Annotated in this window: 14 protein-coding genes and 1 pseudogene; 9 read left to right on the plus strand and 6 right to left on the minus strand. The window is 50.3% G+C overall.

Features of this window, described 5'->3' with window-relative positions; genetic code table 11:
* Positions 1-32 precede the first annotated feature (32 nt).
* Positions 33-386, minus strand: coding sequence for an As(III)-sensing metalloregulatory transcriptional repressor ArsR (gene arsR / locus HV302_RS26025; protein ID WP_001114073.1), 354 nt, complete (start codon positions 384-386; stop codon positions 33-35).
* Between the two features lie 558 nt (positions 387-944).
* On the opposite strand from arsR, the gene HV302_RS26030 reads away from it, so the two are divergent.
* The 3 genes from HV302_RS26030 to HV302_RS26040 all read left to right on the plus strand — a co-directional run bounded on the left by HV302_RS26030 (position 945) and on the right by HV302_RS26040 (position 3,834).
* Positions 945-1,163, plus strand: a complete 219-nt coding sequence (locus tag HV302_RS26030) for a hypothetical protein (RefSeq protein ID WP_007372345.1) — start codon at positions 945-947, stop codon at positions 1,161-1,163.
* 260 nt (positions 1,164-1,423) lie between these two features.
* Complete coding sequence (locus HV302_RS26035) at positions 1,424-1,660, plus strand: hypothetical protein (RefSeq protein ID WP_071602877.1); 237 nt, start codon at positions 1,424-1,426, stop codon at positions 1,658-1,660.
* Positions 1,661-2,220: 560 nt separating this feature from the next.
* Entirely contained in the window at positions 2,221-3,834 is a 1,614-nt protein-coding gene (locus HV302_RS26040; protein ID WP_007372347.1) for an HNH endonuclease signature motif containing protein, read from the plus strand.
* Positions 3,835-3,949: 115 nt separating this feature from the next.
* Here HV302_RS26040 and HV302_RS26045 read toward each other — a convergent pair whose 3' ends face one another.
* Positions 3,950-4,249 carry a hypothetical protein gene (locus HV302_RS26045; RefSeq protein ID WP_024196077.1) on the minus strand — a complete coding sequence of 100 codons (300 nt, stop codon included), beginning with the start codon at positions 4,247-4,249 and terminating at the stop codon, positions 3,950-3,952.
* A 414-nt stretch (positions 4,250-4,663) separates the two neighbouring features.
* Between HV302_RS26045 and HV302_RS26050 the strand changes: the two genes are divergently transcribed.
* Together HV302_RS26050 and HV302_RS26055 are read left to right on the plus strand one after the other, a co-directional pair.
* Positions 4,664-4,870, plus strand: a complete 207-nt coding sequence (locus HV302_RS26050; protein WP_032951190.1) for a hypothetical protein — start codon at positions 4,664-4,666, stop codon at positions 4,868-4,870.
* Positions 4,871-4,970: 100 nt separating this feature from the next.
* Positions 4,971-5,222: a hypothetical protein gene (locus HV302_RS26055; RefSeq protein WP_007372348.1), complete on the plus strand. Its 252-nt coding sequence runs from the start codon at positions 4,971-4,973 to the stop codon at positions 5,220-5,222.
* Between the two features lie 36 nt (positions 5,223-5,258).
* On the opposite strand, the gene HV302_RS26060 is transcribed toward HV302_RS26055, so the two are convergent.
* From HV302_RS26060 to HV302_RS26075, 4 genes and pseudogenes are all read right to left on the minus strand, one after another.
* Positions 5,259-5,756 (minus strand): hypothetical protein, encoded by a 498-nt coding sequence (locus tag HV302_RS26060; RefSeq protein ID WP_016241538.1) that lies wholly within the window; start codon positions 5,754-5,756, stop codon positions 5,259-5,261.
* A gap of 504 nt (positions 5,757-6,260) precedes the next feature.
* Complete coding sequence (locus HV302_RS26065; protein ID WP_004098991.1) at positions 6,261-8,327, minus strand: ATP-binding protein; 2,067 nt, start codon at positions 8,325-8,327, stop codon at positions 6,261-6,263.
* A pseudogene (locus HV302_RS26070) lies at positions 8,324-8,809 on the minus strand (SIR2 family protein); the annotation flags it as partial. The gene HV302_RS26065 and the pseudogene HV302_RS26070, both read right to left, overlap by 4 nt.
* A gap of 58 nt (positions 8,810-8,867) precedes the next feature.
* Entirely contained in the window at positions 8,868-9,836 is a 969-nt protein-coding gene (locus HV302_RS26075; RefSeq protein ID WP_004099053.1) for an IS5-like element IS903B family transposase, read from the minus strand.
* 372 nt (positions 9,837-10,208) lie between these two features.
* On the opposite strand from HV302_RS26075, the gene glgB reads away from it, so the two are divergent.
* From glgB to glgP, 4 genes are all read left to right on the plus strand, one after another.
* Complete coding sequence (gene glgB, locus HV302_RS26080) at positions 10,209-12,401, plus strand: 1,4-alpha-glucan branching enzyme (RefSeq protein ID WP_004099052.1); 2,193 nt, start codon at positions 10,209-10,211, stop codon at positions 12,399-12,401.
* 129 nt (positions 12,402-12,530) lie between these two features.
* A complete protein-coding gene (glgC, locus tag HV302_RS26085; protein WP_015632388.1) occupies positions 12,531-13,814 on the plus strand; it encodes a glucose-1-phosphate adenylyltransferase in 1,284 nt (427 codons plus the stop codon).
* Between the two features lie 89 nt (positions 13,815-13,903).
* Entirely contained in the window at positions 13,904-15,337 is a 1,434-nt protein-coding gene (glgA, locus tag HV302_RS26090) for a glycogen synthase GlgA (RefSeq protein WP_004197677.1), read from the plus strand.
* Between the two features lie 18 nt (positions 15,338-15,355).
* The gene (glgP, locus tag HV302_RS26095) at positions 15,356-17,803 is read left to right on the plus strand and encodes a glycogen phosphorylase (RefSeq protein ID WP_181219961.1); all 2,448 of its coding nucleotides are present in this window, start codon (positions 15,356-15,358) and stop codon (positions 17,801-17,803) included.
* The last annotated feature ends 24 nt before the right edge of the window (positions 17,804-17,827 follow it).

Raw genomic sequence — 17,827 nt, forward strand, 5'->3', positions numbered from 1 at the left:
TTCGTAAAAACATATATGTACAGGCAAAATTTTTAGATACAAACAGCCTTACCGCTGCCAGAGCAGTTGGCCGATGCCAGCTTACGGGCGATGGCCTGTACGTCGTCCTGTTGACTTAACCAGGCCTGCTCAATCACCAGGGCAGCCCAGGAAGGAATATGCGGGGATAAGCGATAATGAACCCATTTCCCCTGCTTGCGATCCAGCAACAGGCCACTTTCCCGAAGCATCGCCAGATGGCGGGAGGTCTTGGGTTGTGATTGTTCCAGCGCTGTGCAGAGATCGCATACGCACAGCTCCCCCATCTCCCTGAGCAGTAGCACGATACCCAGGCGGGTTTCATCAGATAGTATTTTGAAAAGTTGTAGGGATGCAATTTCTGGCATTATGTACTCCTGCTATGAATGGGTATTGTCTCTCCACCAAAACAAGAAGTCAAAATCATATGTGTTTTCTCGCATGTGAGTGCAGGTGTCACTATGCGGTTGAAAAACGACCTGATGTGCGATCGTTACGTTAGTTGGGTAGGTAAAAAAGTCATTTGAGGCTAAAACATTGCTTAGTGCGGGCTTTCAGTTCATAGAGAAGAATGAATAATATCAATTATAACAATTGGTTATTTCCTTAGCGTACGTTTTCGTTCCATTGGCCCTCAGACCCCTAGAACCATTTTCCTCAGCTTAGGCCGGTAACGTTAATCGTCGGGGCGGTCGGTAATATTCCGGCGATAGTGTCCTCATATTGTACTCTGGCATGATGCATAACAGAAATTTGAGAGCGCGGGATTGAGAGGCGAAGTAGTTTGATGATAATCGCTGCGGGTGTACTATCAGCCTGATTCCTGGACTGAAGCCGAACGTCCAGCCGTGGTAAAACTGGTGAACGATGTTAACCTGGCATCGAGATATCGAGACCGTAACCATCTGACTGAATAAGGAGCTTTTATGCCGAATGGGAGAGTGATTTTTAACAAAAGAGGCCGATGGGACTGGCTTGATAGCGGTTGTGATATAGATGAGGATGAATTAAAGCAGGAAGAGTGGTTTGTTGGCGATATGTATTATCCGCCAGACTTTGAATACGATACGTCAATGCATGATCACCAGATTACAGAGTGGTTGTCTAAACCTGAAGAGCTGGTGCGGTATGAGCGAGGGCGTTAACTCAATTTGCTTATCTGAACTGGCTACATGATCTTTCAGCGTGGCCATTTCGGTTCTTCACATTTCCCTGACTCCCTCCTGACAGAACCGACTATTTCATCCATGAACCGCAAGAGCGGTAACTAAATGCCATATCGTGTGGCAGAGTGGTTTGCTCCAGTACCCGTCAAAATAGTCCAACATACAAAAACAGGGTAGCCTGCCCCGGGCTTCACCCGGGCCAGGCTACCCGGAGTCGAACCGTTAACCCGGAGTCGTGGGTGAGTAACGTCGAGTGCCCGCCTGAATTCCGTGCGGCCACCAGCATTGGCTTCACCTTTTTCCGACCGACACTTTCGTGCTGGTTTGCGGCCGCATCTTCGCCGGGCCGGAACACCCTGCATTTTGTGCCGGTGGCCATCACCGGTATTAGGATAAAGGGAAGAATATCGGTGATGGATTCCGGGATAATCGCCGGGAAAACCCGGGCAGAATTCACGTACATCACCCTCTATTAGTCCAACATACAAATAAACTTCCCCTTTCTGCCCCTGCGCTTCGCTTGGGGCAGAAAGGGGAGCCGTACCTGAAACCTCCGTGTCGTTTTCAGGATCGGGCCCGTGCCCGGGGTAACCATTCTGCCCGGGCCCACCATTTTAAAAAGAAACCGCCGTGCCCGGTCTGGCCATTTCCCCCGCCTGCGGCAACCGGGCCGTGCCGGTCTTTCCGTCCGGTTCCTGCAAACCCCACATAGGGACTCCGGTCGCTGGATGAGCCATGCGAGAAAATATGAGAAAAAGAGAGAAAAAAAGAGAAAAAAAAGAGGGGCCGGGGGCGCGAGGGTTTCAGTGGGTATAAAGGTCAAGGGCGCTTTGCAGGGTGGACGCGGGGGTGTTGACCCTGATCGCATTTGTATGTTGGACTAATTTTGCATATATGAAGACAAGAAAAGACGCGCTGCCGACAGAGCAGGTATACTCTCGCCATCAAATGTGCGGCCAGCGGCGGGGGATAGGTAACGACCGCAGGCCTCCGCGACCGGTATCAATGATGATGATGCCCTGCCAGGTAAAGAGTAGTGACGACGAAAGTGAAGGTGAAGAAAACCCGGGCCGAACGTAAGCAGCATAGCCGGGACATGCAGGCCAAACATGAAGCGGAAAAAAAGGCCGCTAACCTGCGTAATATTCTAAAGAGAGACATTCTGGCCACGCTGGGTATCCCTAAAAATCACGGTGGGCGGGCAGCTCTTTCTACATTCATCACCGAGCACTTACTGAAGGGTGAGAGTCAGGTTCAGATTGTTGCCATGCTAACCGGCAGCGAATTGATGAAGCGGGCACAGCTTGCCGAAATCGAGCGCCTGAAGAAGATCACGGAACTGGCCAATCAAACCCGCAGAAACGAGATCACCAACCGGGCGTTTGAGCGCCTGGGTATCACAACCCGGCATCCAATGGGCGATTTAGTGCTGAGCATGGTGCGCGAACTGGCAAACCAGAATTTAAATACCGGTGAGATAGTAGAACGCCTGAATGATAACGAAACCGTACTGGAATCGCGCCGCCTGCACAAAGAGAAGCGAGCGGATCTTGAACGTCAGATTGATGAAGGTATTGCCGAGCGCAAAAAGACCCGTGTTGATATGCGGGAAGTGCTCGCCTACATGGCCCAGAAGAACGGTACAACGTATACGCCTCCCGCAGACACCTGGCGATCTCCTGAACATCCGAATGGCGATTCACCGACCCGGCATAATGGAAAAATCAGAGAGAGCCGTCTGACCGGCGCTGAAAGCACCCAGAAAGAAAACCCACGTCAGTACGGTTTGCCCAACCTGAAAACCAGTAGCGCTTCCATCAACAAGGCCGGAATGAGTGAGGCCATTAAGCTGGTGGGCGGACGTGTGACGGAATTTCGCACCTATCTTTATGAGCATCGCGATACGGGACTACGCGCTGATGTGCTGGCTCGCCGGTTTATGGCTGAGTCAATGCAAGGCAAAAAGATGGTTGACCCTGTGCCGGTCAATGAACCAGATAATCTCCCGGCTCCCACACACGAACCTGCCAAACGTAAATGGACGAAGGAAGAAAAGCAGGAAGCGCGTGACCGTGCGCTGGCCGCAGCAAGCCAGGTCGGAAAGCTTAAAGAAGCGGAAACCAACGGCATTACGCACGATGTAGTGCGAGAATCGCAGCCAGCACCCCAGCCAGCCCTGATCTCCGTCGAAGTTGAACAATCCCGCGTCTCCATGCAGGAACCGTCTGTTGCGCCCCTGGCGCACCCTAAACGTGAAGGCTCTACAACCTGCGTGGTGACCAGGCCGGATCAGGCTGATTTCGCTGCTACCGTCCGTCGAAACTGTAACGACCGCTGCGTGATTACAGGAGCAAGCTTACGCCGCAGGACAGAGGCCGCACACCTGGTAGAGCATAGTGCTGGTGGTCTGGATCACTGGAGTAATGGCTTGCTGCTTCGTATCGATCTGCACCGGCTGTTTGACGACAACGTCCTTGCCATTTGCCCGGAGACGTTGACCGTCCACGTTGACCCTGTCGCGCAGGCCGAAGATCCCGATTTGCAGCAATACGATGGCCATGTGATTACCGGGCTTTGCCGTCCGATAGACCCGGCGAATCTCGTCATGCGCTGGGAGCGTTATCAGCGCCGGTTAGAACTGACCAAGTAAAACCGGTAATCCATCAGGTGCGAATCGTGGGAATGCGCCAGCTCGGTAACCCCACGTCACCGGATTGAACCATCACAAAAAAGGAGCCCACCGGGCTCCCCAAAAACGAATTGTTTTATTGTTCCTGCTTAGTTCTACGTAGGTACTCTTCAGCCTTTATCTTTATTTGCACGAGTTCAGCGTAAAACTCACGTTCCATTTGGTATGTTGGCATCTGAGTATAATACTCTTCCACCTGTGGCCAAATTCGCTGAAGTTCTGCATATAAATCATGGAGAGCTCTATCTGCCCAAGATGACGATTGGTAGGATTCAAGCTTTCTGATAGTGGCGCTAAGATGTACTAAACGCGCCACTAATACTTTAGTGTTTACGTATTGTGTTACGGTTCTATCCATGTGGTTTAAGTTACTCATATTATTCCCTAATGAGGTGCTCGCAGAATTACGAGGCAGAGATAACATAACCTTAAAACCTACATACGTGTAGCCCAATCATTACTTTATAGCTAAAAATGCCAGATTTACTCTATGGCCCCCAATCCCTACAGACCTACAGCAGATCTCGTCCACATAGGTCAGTTCCAGCGCAAACTATGGGATCTGAATGTTTGTCGAACGAAAACTTACGGTAGTGAAGTAATTGCCTGAAACATTGTAAATAACTTGCATAGAAAACGCCCTCAAAACAGCGTCCTTTTTTTATCGAAGTTTCAACGGTTCTGGTAGAGTTGTTTTCTGACAGATTTTATTATTAACGTGAGTGGACGCGTCTGGCGAATAAGCTGGTGCAACTTCCCGAAGCCCTCCAAACACCAGGAGACTTAATTTATGGAACTATCAACAATTTCTGAAGCGTTGATTGGTGGTTTAGTTGGTGGCACTATCGCAGCAGGTTCCATCCGGGTATTATTCATTCCAGAAAAGTTTGAGTGGATATTGTTAGCCTGTGTTGTCCTTGCCACTGTTGTTACCTTTTTCTTTGGCCACTCTATACCAAATCCATTTATGATGATAAGCAACATGTATAGTTATTGAATATATAAGACCGTGCTCGTTAGACGTGCTCTGATTGATTTCCATATATGTTTCAAAAGCTTCGGGCCAGTTTTTTCTGTGTTAGATAGGATAACAGAATATGATGACACTTCTTTTTTCGATTTACTGTTCCCTGGTCATTATCGCGGGCGCTTTCTTTAGCTGGTTTCAACGTGAAACTATCGCTACCCGCTGCATTCTTTTTGGCGGACTGGTGATAGTAGCAGCGATCAAGCTAACAACGGATTTTACGACTGTCGCTGTTTCCACGGTTCTGATTGAGGGGTTTTTGCTAACGGCTTATGTTATTGCTGTCCGTTTTATTCAGTGCATTGTAAACAGGGCTGCATAAACAACCCGGACAGAATGCCCATCTATTTATATCAGGCTAATCTACGTGTGACATTTCAATCGCTGCGCGAGCTTCAATGCCCTTCGATAGCAACAAGTTTGCAATGCGCTCTGCCAGGTCTTGATTGGCGCAATGAAAGCGAATAGGCAACTTTTCATGTTTCTCACTATCGATGTAGAACATTACAGAATTGATACTGTATAGCGATGCATATGAAGGACGAGGTTCTATCATCAAATTCAATTCTGGAATAGAAGCTAAAAGTTTAGACATATAATCATCCAGCAGTTCAATACAAACTGGCCGGATAGTTAATAAAGCGGGATTTTCCTCCGAACTAGTCCATTGTCGTGCCTGTAATCTCAAAATATTGAGAAGGTGCAACGATTCATAAGGAATTGTCTTTCCCGTCCGTTCACCCAGGATAACGGATTCCAATGTGTTAATTCGGGATGATAGTCTTCTTATCTTCCGCAACTGATAGATGCTAAGTGTTAATGTTATCACAAATAAAACACCCAAAATAATTGCCATATTTATATCCCATTCGGTTTATTCGTATTATGCCGTGAATATCGATACTCCAGCTATAGGTGTTCGGGACATCCTCTACGCCGGTAGTATCTGCAAAAACTTGTTATTCCATCATATAGTGCATCTCTGAAAACACCTTTTTCGGGTGATACAGCCTTTCATTACTCGGTTCCCCTTTTATGCTGCTACCTGCCTATCAGGTGGTTAGTATGCTTACCAGCCACTTTTTACTATATTGTCCGTTTTGTTAACTGATTTGTTAATGCTTCCATTTGACAGGTCTGGAAAGATACTTTTCTGATTTTAGGGGTTTGAGGGCCAACGATGTAAAAAACCACGTTAATAGGTTAACCTATTGTTTTATTTTAATTATTAGGTGCTGCATTTACAGCTACTCCAATGATCATGGGGCTGATGGTCGATGGAACGCAATACCAAGTAGATTGATTGCATAAAGTTCCTTCAATTCCGATCTGCCCTCCCGTTTTCACATCCTACTTCAGTTCAATTTTGTTGCCATTCCTTTACAACAGCTTCCCAATTGGCCGTTCTCTCGACCAATTTCCCATCAGCATCCTTTCTTGTCCAAACATCCCAGAAATCAGGGTCATCAGAATGGGGTTGCTGCTCTTTCGTCAAATTTTTCATTTTAACTAAGACAGGAAGTTCAGATGCCCAGCCCATCAGTATTGCATGTTGAGATGGCAATGAAGGCAATTCACGGAGTAATCCTCGCAAATTGTCGGGTACCATTTTATGAACTTGCTCCTGATCTTTGTCATTGCTAATTCGATGCAGAAGAAAAGTATTACATTGAGATAAAACTGTAGGTGATAATTCTGATGGTCGTTGCGAAGAAATAACCATACCGAGACCAAATTTCCTGCCTTCTCGTGCAATTTTCTCAAATACTTGACAGCAAACAGCTGCGACATCCTGATTTTCACTGTCCTCACGATACCGTTTAATAAATGTATGTGCTTCTTCAGCAACAAGTACCGTAGGTAAAGATTTGTTATATAGTCGTCTATAACGTTGCAATGATTCAAAAATAATTCTTGAAATGACAGCTGTCACAAGATGAGTAATTTCAGTTGGTACTAAAGAAAGATCAATAATTGAAACGCAGCTATCACCATCACCATCTTTCCCAATATATGTTTCTAACCAATTAGCCAAGTCAACTCTATGCTCTGAGTCATTGGTTATGGGTTTCATTCTTGTATCCGCAAGCATTGTGCGTATTCTAGCTACTAGATATTCAACATATTGCTCGCTACCATTTTCTTGTGCTAACGCCTCTAAATAGGAGACTAAATTATTTCCGTCAAAAGGGACGGGGATATCCTCGTTTTTAGGAAGGAGTTCACACTCATCGCCTCCAAGGCTCTGAAATGAAGATAACACTCCATTTATGATGTTATCAACTGCGCTAACTTTAGCATTGTAATCTGGATATCTGCCTTCTCTTTGCCCACAAAAATCTTGAATAGAGATGATTAATTTATCTAGCTCAGGGCATGGTGTAGTTAATCTCGCTTTGTATTCTTCCAGACTCTGACGCCAAATATTAATTTTAGCCAAAAGATTTTTGGCTCCAGGGAAATCATTAAGTGCCGCTGCTCCTTTAGATTTATCCGCTTTTAAAGAAACCAAAATTGTACCTAGGTATTTTTTAACTTCTATATCTATATTCTTTTGTAAATCAAATTCTTCATTTCTCATTGCTCTCAAGGAGCGTTTTAGTAATGGAAGTTGTGCTTTAGGACTTGCTTGCGTGAATGATGCCCACTCCGAACTATTCCAAAACCATGAGGGTACTTGTAATTGGTTTTCACTGCCTTCAGCCTCAACCTTAAATACTCTACCTTTAAATTTCGTCGTTGGCCCCAAAGCACGTGCATACTCGCCGTTGGGGTCTAGGATGATAAATCTGGCATTTGGTTTTATTTGTGATTCCAATGCAGATTCGAGTGACCACTGGATTAATCCAGATACAGAGCAAGACTTACCGCTACCAGTATTTCCGAGCACTGCTATATGACGACCAAATAATCTATCAGGATCTACAGCTACATTTGCATTGTTCGCAAGTGGACTTTGTCCAATGATCACTCGCCTATTATTTCCAGATTCGACTATTGATCTAAGTTGTAAATCTGTCGGTAGTAAAATAGCAGCCCCAATAGAAGGAAACGATTCAGAACCTCGTTGAAATCTGAAATAATCAGTACCATCTTTGGACAAACGTTTAAGCATTCCCACCGGATTCAAACTTATTTTTTTTCGGGGGAATGGTAGATTTACTAAACCAAATTCTTGAACATCTCTTTGTTTTGGATAAGGCGAATGTTCTACAGCAAGCCACTCTATTTGCCCAACTAAGTAACCATTATCACATGATATTAATACATAACTGTTTACTCTTGGAAAGTTTCTAGGCGTTCCTGCATTCAAAGCAACAGTATCAGGTGAGTCAATCTCTAATATTGCTCTAATTTCATTAGGTGAAACAAAATCTACAGTGCCGACCCTGAGTTGCTCACCTTGTTCAATCGGAAATGAGTTCATTCAGCATCCTCGCTATTATTTGAAATTGTTGTACGATATAAACCCCTTGATTTCAATAGTTCTGCCATACGAATTGATGATCTGTCTATCGCTGCTTTAGGAAGATAAAAATCCACTAAATTCTTGATATCTCCAAAGTGGTCACCAAGTAATAAAGATATTTGAGCTTTTCTTCCACTTTCGTTTACAAAGCGCATAATTCTACCGAGTGGATCGCCGTAGGCAATTATTACTATATGCGTTGAGGGTATTGTCAGCATGTCAATAATAACACGGTTTATATGTTCATCTCCAAAACTATAACCATATGTTACCAAAGTACTATTAGGACGACATGTTGCAGATGCTAAGTCTCTGAATAGTTCAACATAAGGGTATTCTGATGTTTCTCGGTCTTTAACCGAGTTTGGATAAATCATTAATTGATGATAGTTCGCTGCTCCAGCAGCCTCCACTTGTAAAAAGGGTTCCACCGAACTCGCACGGCTTTGTTGAATAAATCAGATTTCGGGTAAGTCTCCCCCGTAGCGGGTTGTGTTTTCAGGCAATACGCACGCTTTCAGGCATACCTGCTTTCGTCATTTTGTTCAGCGCTCGTACCAGGGCCATAGCCTCCGCAACCTGACCATCGTAGTCACGCAGCGTCAGTGAACCCCCGAACAGCTGTTTTACCCGGTACATCGCCGTTTCCGCTATCGAGCGACGGTTGTAATCTGTTGTCCATTTCCACCGCGCATTACTCCCGGTCATTCGCTGATTAGCCACTGCACGGTTACGGTCTGCATATTCACCGGGCCAGTAACCCGCACCTTTTCGGGGAGGGATAAGCGCGCTGATTTTCTTACGCCGCAGTTCATCGTGACAGAGCCGGGTGTCGTAAGCGCCGTCTGCCGATGCTGCCCTGATTTTTCTGTGAGTCTGCCGGATAAGACCCGGGAAGGCTTCTGAGTCCGTCACATTGTTCAGCGACAGGTCAGCGCAGATGATTTCATGTGTTTTACTGTCAACGGCGAGATGCAGCTTACGCCAGATACGGCGGCGTTCCTGGCCATGCTTTTTGACTTTCCACTCGCCTTCACCGAAGACCTTCAGCCCGGTGGAATCAATTACCAGGTGTGCGATTTCACCCCGGGTGGGCGTTTTGAAACTGACATTAACCGACTTTGCCCGCCTGCTGACACAGCTGTAATCCGGGCAGCGTAGCGGAACGTTCATCAGAGAAAAAATGGAATCAATAAAGCCCTGCGCAGCGCGCAGGGTCAGCCTGAATACGCGTTTAATGACCAGCACAGTCGTGATGGCAAGGTCAGAATAGCGCTGAGGTCTGCCTCGTGAAGAAGGTGTTGCTGACTCATACCAGGCCTGAATAGCTTCATCATCCAGCCAGAAAGTTATGGAGCCACGGTTGATGAGGGCTTTATTGTAGGTGGGCCAGTTGGTGATTTTGAACTTTTGCTTTGCCACGGAACGGTCTGCGTTGTCGGGAAGATGCGTGATCTGATCCTTCAACTCAGCAAAAGTTCGATTTATTCAACAAAGCCTTTTTTTATATACGATCTGACGAATTCAGCAGAAGGAAACTCATCATTCGTGACGAAATAAAAATTAGTTTCCCCATTAATATAGAAATGAGTGTTTACTCACAGAAAGAAAATCAGGAGTAATTATTCTGAAGACAGATAATACAGAAGTCGTACAGCGCATTTAACTCACTTCTCAGGAGGTTAATCACTCTCTATTTGTGGACAACCGACATGTCTTAAGGCTCTGGAATAACGTGTTGATATTTCGATGCGTAGCATGCAGCGGAATATTACCGGATCAATAAAGCAGGAAGAGGCGTTTTAATTCTTTCCGCAGGATGATAGTAGGGTGACTGCCATGTCTGATTATAATGAAAAAAGTGCGATCTCCGCACTTCTCGCAGGTCATTGTTCCGATCCATTTTCCGTGCTTGGCATGCACTCAACCGATGCGGGTCTGGAAGTGCGCGCATTATTACCCGATGCCACCGATGTATGGGTGATTGAACCGAAAACCGGGCGCAAAGTCGGTAAACTCGAATGCCTCGACACACGCGGGTTCTTTAGCGGCGTTCTGCCGCGCCGGAAAAATCCTTTTCGTTACCAGCTGGCCGTCACCTGGCACGGTCAGCAAAACCTGATTGACGACCCCTATCGCTTTGGCCCGCTGCTGCAGGAGCTTGATGCCTGGCTGCTCGCTGAAGGGACTCATCTGCGGCCCTACGAGACGCTGGGAGCCCATGCCGACACCATGGACGGCGTCACCGGGACGCGTTTTTCCGTCTGGGCGCCGAACGCCCGTCGTGTGTCGGTGGTCGGACAGTTCAACTACTGGGACGGCCGCCGCCACCCGATGCGTCTGCGCAAAGAGTCCGGCATCTGGGAGCTGTTTGTCCCCGGCGCGCATAACGGCCAGCTGTATAAGTTCGAGCTGATTGACGCCCACGGCCACCTGCGGGTGAAATCCGACCCGTATGCCTTTGAGGCACAGATGCGCCCGGAAAGCGCGTCGCTTATCTGCGGCATGCCGGAAAAGGTCGAACAGCCACAGTCCCGTCAGCAGGCCAACCAGTTTGATGCACCGATTTCGATTTATGAAGTGCACCTTGGCTCGTGGCGCCGCCACGCCGATAACCATTTCTGGCTCAGCTACCGCGAGCTGGCGGACCAGCTGGTGCCTTACGCGAAGTGGATGGGCTTCACCCATCTGGAGCTGCTGCCGGTAAACGAACATCCGTTCGACGGCAGCTGGGGCTATCAGCCCACCGGGCTGTACGCGCCGACCCGCCGTTTTGGTACCCGTGAAGACTTCCGCTACTTCCTGAATGCTGCCCATGCCGCGGGTCTGAACGTGATCCTCGACTGGGTGCCGGGCCACTTCCCGTCGGATGACTTTGCGCTGGCATCGTTCGACGGCACCGCGTTGTATGAACACAGCGACCCGCGAGAAGGTTATCACCAGGACTGGAATACGCTGATCTACAACTACGGTCGCCGTGAAGTCAGCAACTTTCTGGTCGGGAACGCGCTGTACTGGATTGAACGCTTCGGGATCGACGCCCTGCGCGTGGATGCGGTTGCGTCAATGATCTACCGCGACTACAGCCGCAAAGAGGGGGAGTGGGTGCCCAATGAGTACGGCGGCCGGGAAAACCTCGAAGCGATTGAATTTCTGCGCAATACCAACCGTGTGCTCGGTGAGCAGACGCCGGGAGCGGTCACGATGGCGGAGGAGTCCACCGACTTCGCCGGGGTTACACGACCGTCTTCGACGGGCGGTCTTGGCTTCTGGTTCAAATGGAACCTCGGCTGGATGCATGACACCCTCGACTATATGCAGCTCGATCCCATCTATCGTCGTTATCATCACGACAAGATGACCTTCGGGATGCTCTACAACTACACCGAAAACTTCGTGTTGCCGCTGTCACACGATGAAGTGGTTCACGGCAAAAAATCGATTCTTGACCGGATGCCTGGCGATGCCTGGCAGAAGTTCGCCAACCTGCGCGCCTACTACGGCTGGCTGTTTGCCTTCCCCGGTAAAAAGCTGCTGTTTATGGGCAACGAGTTTGCCCAGGGGCGGGAGTGGAACCACGACGCCAGCCTCGACTGGCATCTGCTGGAAGGGGGCGACAACTGGCATCACGGGGTGCAGCGTCTGGTGCGCGATCTGAACCATACCTATCGCCACCATAAGGCACTGCACGAACTGGATTTTGACCCCTACGGCTTTGAATGGCTTGTTGTGGATGACCATGAACGGTCGGTGTTTATCTTTGTCCGTCGCGATAAAGCCGGGAACGAGATAATCGTGGCGAGCAACTTCACGCCAGTACCGCGTCACGGCTATCGCTTCGGGATTAACCAGCCGGGGCGCTGGCGTGAAGAGCTGAACACCGACTCGATGCACTACCACGGGAGCAACACCGGCAACGGCGGCTGCGTGGCAAGCGAGGCGATCGCCAGCCACGGTCGGGAGCATTCGCTGTCGGTGACTCTGCCGCCGCTGGCGACAATCTGGCTGGTACGGGAATCTGCAGGGCAATAAAACGCGCAGCTGATTTATTGCAGCTGACTTATTACCGGAGGTGATCACTTCTGAATTATTTTGCAGAAGAGTGAGGCTTTTTCTTCATTATTTTCTTTTATGGCTTTTATTTAATAGCAGGACATTATTATGAGTAAACTTGAATATACTGACAACTTAATGCTGTCGCGCCAGTTACCGCTTAAATCCGTGGCCCTGATCCTCGCCGGCGGACGTGGCACACGATTAAAAGACCTGACCACTATTCGCGCAAAACCTGCGGTGCATTTCGGCGGTAAATTCAGAATTATTGATTTTGCTTTATCGAATTGTATTAACTCCGGAATAAGACGTATCGGGGTCATTACACAATATCAGTCCCATTCACTGGTGCAGCATATTCAACGCGGCTGGGCATTCTTTAACGAAGAAATGAATGAGTTCGTGGATTTATTACCGGCGCAGCAGCGGGTGCATGGTGAGAACTGGTATCGGGGGACGGCGGATGCCGTGACCCAGAATCTGGATATTATCCGCCGCTATGATGCGGAATATGTCGTTATTCTGGCCGGGGACCATATCTATAAACAAGATTATTCGCGGATGCTGCTCGATCACGTTGAAAAAGGGGCGCGCTGTACCGTGGCCTGCCTGCCGGTCCCGGTTGAAGAGGCAAGCGCTTTTGGCGTCATGGCCGTGGATGAGAATGACAAAATCATTGAATTTGTTGAAAAACCGGCTAATCCGCCCACCATTCCTGGCGATGAAACCCGCTCGCTTGCCAGTATGGGCATTTATGTGTTTGATGCGGAATATCTCTACCAGCTGCTGGAAGACGACGATCGGGATGAACACTCCACCCATGATTTTGGCAAAGATATTATTCCCAGGATAACGGCGGCAGGTGAAGCGTATGCGCATCCGTTCCCGCGCTCCTGCGTTCAGTCGGATAATAATGCCGAGCCATACTGGCGCGATGTCGGAACCCTGGAGGCGTACTGGAAAGCGAATCTGGATTTAGCCTCAGTAGTGCCAGAGCTGGACGTTTATGACCGTAACTGGCCTATCCGTACCTATGTCGAATCGCTGCCCAGCGCCAAATTTGTTCAGGACCGTTCCGGCAGTCATGGCATGACCATGAATTCTCTGGTCTCCGGCGGCTGTATTATTTCTGGCTCGGTGGTGGTGCAGTCGGTTCTATTTTCCAGAGTTCGGATTAACTCGTTCTGTAATATTGATTCGTCGGTTTTATTACCGGGCGTCTGGGTCGGTCGCTCCTGCAGGATAAGACGCTGCGTGATCGACCGGGGATGCGTTATTCCGGAGGGGACGGTGATTGGCGAAAATGCCGTTGAGGATGCGCGACGCTTTTATCGTTCGGAAGAAGGCATCGTTCTGGTTACCAAAGAAATGCTGAACCGACTTGAACTATGAAGCCGTTGGCGGAAATAAAAGCTGCCGCAGCTGTGATTGCCGTCATTGGCATCGCGTCGCCTTCATACCTGAATAATTAAGGAGCATCCATGCGAGTTTTACATGTAGGAGCGGAGATGTTCCCTCTGTTGAAAACGGGGGGGCTGGCTGATGTGACCGGTGCTCTCCCGGCGGCGCAAATAGCCGAGGGCGTGGATACCCGCGTGCTGCTGCCGGGGTTTCCCGCGATCCGCGACGGAGTAGGGGAACCGCAGGTGGTGGCCAGCAGGGAGACCTTCGCCGGGCCGATGACGCTGTTGTTTGGCGACTTTAACGGCGTGGGCATCTATCTGATTGATGCCCCGCATCTCTATGACCGACCGGGTAATCCTTATCATGACCCGCAGATGCAGGATTATCCCGATAACGTCCTGCGTTTCGCGCTGTTGAGTTGGGTCGCGGCTGAGCTTGCTGGCGGTCTGGATCCGTTCTGGCGGCCTGAAATCGTCCACGCCCATGACTGGCATGCGGGCCTCACGCCGGCTTATCTGGCCGCCCGCGGCAACCCCGCCAGGTCAGTGTTTACGGTGCACAACATTGCCTATCAGGGCTTGTTCCTCGCCCGGCATATGGCGGAGATCGCTTTACCGTGGTCATTCTTCCAGATGCATGGGGTGGAGTTTAAAGGACAGATCTCCTTCCTTAAGGCGGGCCTCTATTTCGCTGACCATATCACCACCGTCAGCCCGACGTATGCCCGTGAAATTACCGAACCGCAGTACGCGTTCGGTCTGGAAGAGTTGCTGCGGCAACGTCAGCGGGAAGGGCGACTGTCGGGGATCCTTAACGGCGTCGACGAAAGCATCTGGGATCCGCGCCGCGATCCGCTGCTGGCTGCGCCTTACGACCGGAACTCGCTGGCTGAGAAAGCGAAGAACAAGCAGCAGCTGCAGACGACGCTGGGGCTGAAGGAGGACGGCCGGGCGCTGTTGTTCACCGTCGTGAGCCGGCTCACCAGCCAGAAGGGGCTGGATCTGCTCCTTGGCGCACTGCCGGGAATCATTGCGCAGGGAGGGCAGCTGGCGCTACTGGGATCCGGCGACCCGGATTTGCAGGCCCGTTTTCTTGCCGCTGCGGCGCAATACTCCGGGCAGGTGAGTATCCGGATCGGTTACGACGAGGCGCTGTCGCATCAGATGATTGGCGGCGCCGACGTCATCCTGGTGCCCAGCCGTTTTGAACCCTGCGGTCTGACCCAGCTCTATGGCCTTCGCTACGGCACATTGCCGCTGGTTCGTCGCACCGGCGGACTGGCGGATACCGTCGCCGACTGTTCGCTCGAAAACCTTGCTGACGGGATCGCGAGCGGATTTGTGTTTACCGACAGCGAGACTGAATCACTATTACATGCCATCCACCGGGCCTTTGTCCTGTGGTCCCGTCCATCGCTGTGGCGGTACGTGCAACGTCAGGCAATGAGCATGGATTTTAGCTGGCAAATTGCCGCTAAGTCTTTCCACCAGTTGTATCAGCGTATTATTTAATTGCTACGGATAAGAAAAATGGAACCACGCTTAAGTTATATTTCACCCAGTCTGAATGAAGAAGCGCTACAGCATGCTATCGCTTATAAGCTCATGTTTATTCTTGGTAAAGATCCCTCACTTGCCAATAAACATGAATGGCTCAACGCCACGCTGTTCGCCGTTCGCGATCGGCTGGTAGAACGTTGGCTGCGGGCGCATCGGGCGCGGATCTCGCAGCAGGCCCGGCAGGTTTATTATCTGTCGATGGAGTTTCTCATCGGCCGAACCCTCTCTAATGCCTTACTGTCGCAGGGCATCTATGAGGATGTGAAAACGGCTCTGGCAGGGATGGGGCTGGATCTGGAAGAGCTGATTGATGAGGAGAACGATCCGGGGCTGGGCAACGGCGGTCTCGGTCGTCTGGCGGCCTGTTTTCTCGATTCCCTGGCCACACTGGGGCTGCCAGGCCGCGGCTATGGTATCCGCTACGACTACGGTATGTTCAAGCAAAACATCATCGACGGCCGGCAGATGGAGTCACCGGACTACTGGCTGGAGTACGGTAACCCGTGGGAATTCGAGCGCCATAAAACCCGCTATACCGTGCGCTTTGGCGGACGTGTTCAACATGAGGGCAAAAACTCACGCTGGCTGGAAACCGAAGAAATTATTGCCGTGGCCTACGATCAGATTATCCCGGGTTATGACACCGATGCCACCAACACCCTGCGTTTGTGGAGTGCCCAGGCCAGCAGTGAAATTAATCTCGGTAAATTTAACCAGGGGGACTATTTCGCCGCCGTGGAGGATAAGAACCACTCTGAGAACGTTTCCCGCGTGCTTTACCCGGACGACTCGACCTATTCCGGGCGTGAACTGCGCCTGCGTCAGGAGTATTTCCTTGTTTCGGCGACGGTACAGGACATCCTCACCCGTCATTACCAGCTGTATCAAACCTATGACAACCTGGCGGATAAAATTGCTATCCACCTCAATGACACCCATCCGGTGCTGTCGATCCCGGAGCTGATGCGTCTGCTGATTGACGAACACCGCTTCAGCTGGGATGACGCGTTTGAGGTGACCTGTCGGGTCTTCTCCTACACCAACCATACCCTGATGAGCGAAGCGCTGGAGACCTGGCCTGTCGATATGCTGGGGAAAATCCTGCCGCGCCATTTGCAGATTATCTTCGAGATTAATGACTATTTTCTGAAAACGATGCAGGAGCACTATCCCGATGATATGGCGTTGCTGAGCCGGACCTCGATTATTGATGAGTCCAATGGTCGCCGCGTGCGGATGGCCTGGCTGGCGGTAGTGGTCAGTCACAAGGTTAACGGCGTGTCGGAACTGCACTCCCGGCTGATGGTGGAGTCGCTATTTGCCGATTTCGCCAGAATCTTTCCGCGCCGCTTCACCAACGTGACTAACGGCGTCACGCCGCGCCGCTGGCTGGCTGCCGCTAACCCGTCCCTTGCCGCGGTTCTGGACCGCCATATCGGCCAGACCTGGCGAACGGATTTAAGCCAGCTGAGCGAAATGGGGGAATATCAGGATTATCCGCTGGTTAACCAGGCCGTCAGCGCCGCCAAACTGGCGAATAAACAGCGTCTGGCCGATTATATCGCCCGTCAGCTGGGCGTGGTGGTGAACCCGAACGCGCTGTTTGATGTGCAAATTAAACGGATCCACGAATATAAACGCCAGCTGATGAATGTGCTGCATGTGATCACCCGCTACAACCGTATCAAGGCGGACCCGCAGGCCGAATGGGTGCCGCGAGTGGTGATTTTCGCCGGCAAAGCCGCGTCCGCTTACCACACGGCAAAACAGATCATCCATCTGATAAACGACGTCGCCAAAGTCATCAACAGCGATCCGCAGATTGGCGACAGACTAAAGGTGGTGTTCATTCCCAACTACAGCGTCAGTCTGGCGCAGATGATCATTCCGGCCGCGGACCTTTCTGAGCAGATTTCGCTGGCAGGGACTGAAGCCTCCGGGACCAGTAATATGAAGTTCGCCCTCAACGGTGCGCTGACCATTGGCACGCTGGACGGCGCCAACGTTGAGATGTTGGAGCACGTGGGTGAGGACAATATCTTTATCTTCGGTAATACCGCTGCAGAGGTCGAGGCGCTGCGCAGCAACGGTTATCAGCCGCGTGATTACTACGACCAGGATCAAGAGCTGCGCCAGGCGCTGACCCAGATGGGGACCGGGGTGTTCAGCCCACAGGAGCCGGGCCGCTATCGCGGTCTGCTGGATTCGCTGATCAACTTTGGCGACCACTATCAGGTGCTGGCCGATTACCGCAGCTATGTTGACTGTCAGGACAAGGTGGATGCGCTCTACCGAACCCCGGAAGAGTGGACCGCCAAAGCGATGCTCAACATAACCCACATGGGCTATTTTTCATCGGACCGTACGGTGCGGGAGTATGCGCAAAAGATCTGGTATATCGACAAAACGCAACTCTGAGCGCGTACTGACAACCAGGAAACG

It is taken from the genome of Citrobacter sp. RHBSTW-00859 (assembly GCF_013729795.1).
GTDB lineage: Bacteria > Pseudomonadota > Gammaproteobacteria > Enterobacterales > Enterobacteriaceae > Citrobacter > Citrobacter braakii.

Excerpts from the sequence above, each read along its gene's own strand:
- glgC (WP_015632388.1), top strand. The coding sequence starts at position 12,531 with ATGAGTAAACTTGAATATACTGACAACTTAATGCTGTCGCGCCAGTTA.
- glgP (WP_181219961.1), top strand. The coding sequence starts at position 15,356 with ATGGAACCACGCTTAAGTTATATTTCACCCAGTCTGAATGAAGAAGCG.
- HV302_RS26030 (WP_007372345.1), top strand. The coding sequence starts at position 945 with ATGCCGAATGGGAGAGTGATTTTTAACAAAAGAGGCCGATGGGACTGG.
- arsR (WP_001114073.1), bottom strand. The coding sequence starts at position 386 with ATGCCAGAAATTGCATCCCTACAACTTTTCAAAATACTATCTGATGAA.
- HV302_RS26050 (WP_032951190.1), top strand. The coding sequence starts at position 4,664 with ATGGAACTATCAACAATTTCTGAAGCGTTGATTGGTGGTTTAGTTGGT.
- HV302_RS26045 (WP_024196077.1), bottom strand. The coding sequence starts at position 4,249 with ATGAGTAACTTAAACCACATGGATAGAACCGTAACACAATACGTAAAC.
- HV302_RS26060 (WP_016241538.1), bottom strand. The coding sequence starts at position 5,756 with ATGGCAATTATTTTGGGTGTTTTATTTGTGATAACATTAACACTTAGC.
- HV302_RS26065 (WP_004098991.1), bottom strand. The coding sequence starts at position 8,327 with ATGAACTCATTTCCGATTGAACAAGGTGAGCAACTCAGGGTCGGCACT.
- glgA (WP_004197677.1), top strand. The coding sequence starts at position 13,904 with ATGCGAGTTTTACATGTAGGAGCGGAGATGTTCCCTCTGTTGAAAACG.
- HV302_RS26055 (WP_007372348.1), top strand. The coding sequence starts at position 4,971 with ATGATGACACTTCTTTTTTCGATTTACTGTTCCCTGGTCATTATCGCG.
- glgB (WP_004099052.1), top strand. The coding sequence starts at position 10,209 with ATGTCTGATTATAATGAAAAAAGTGCGATCTCCGCACTTCTCGCAGGT.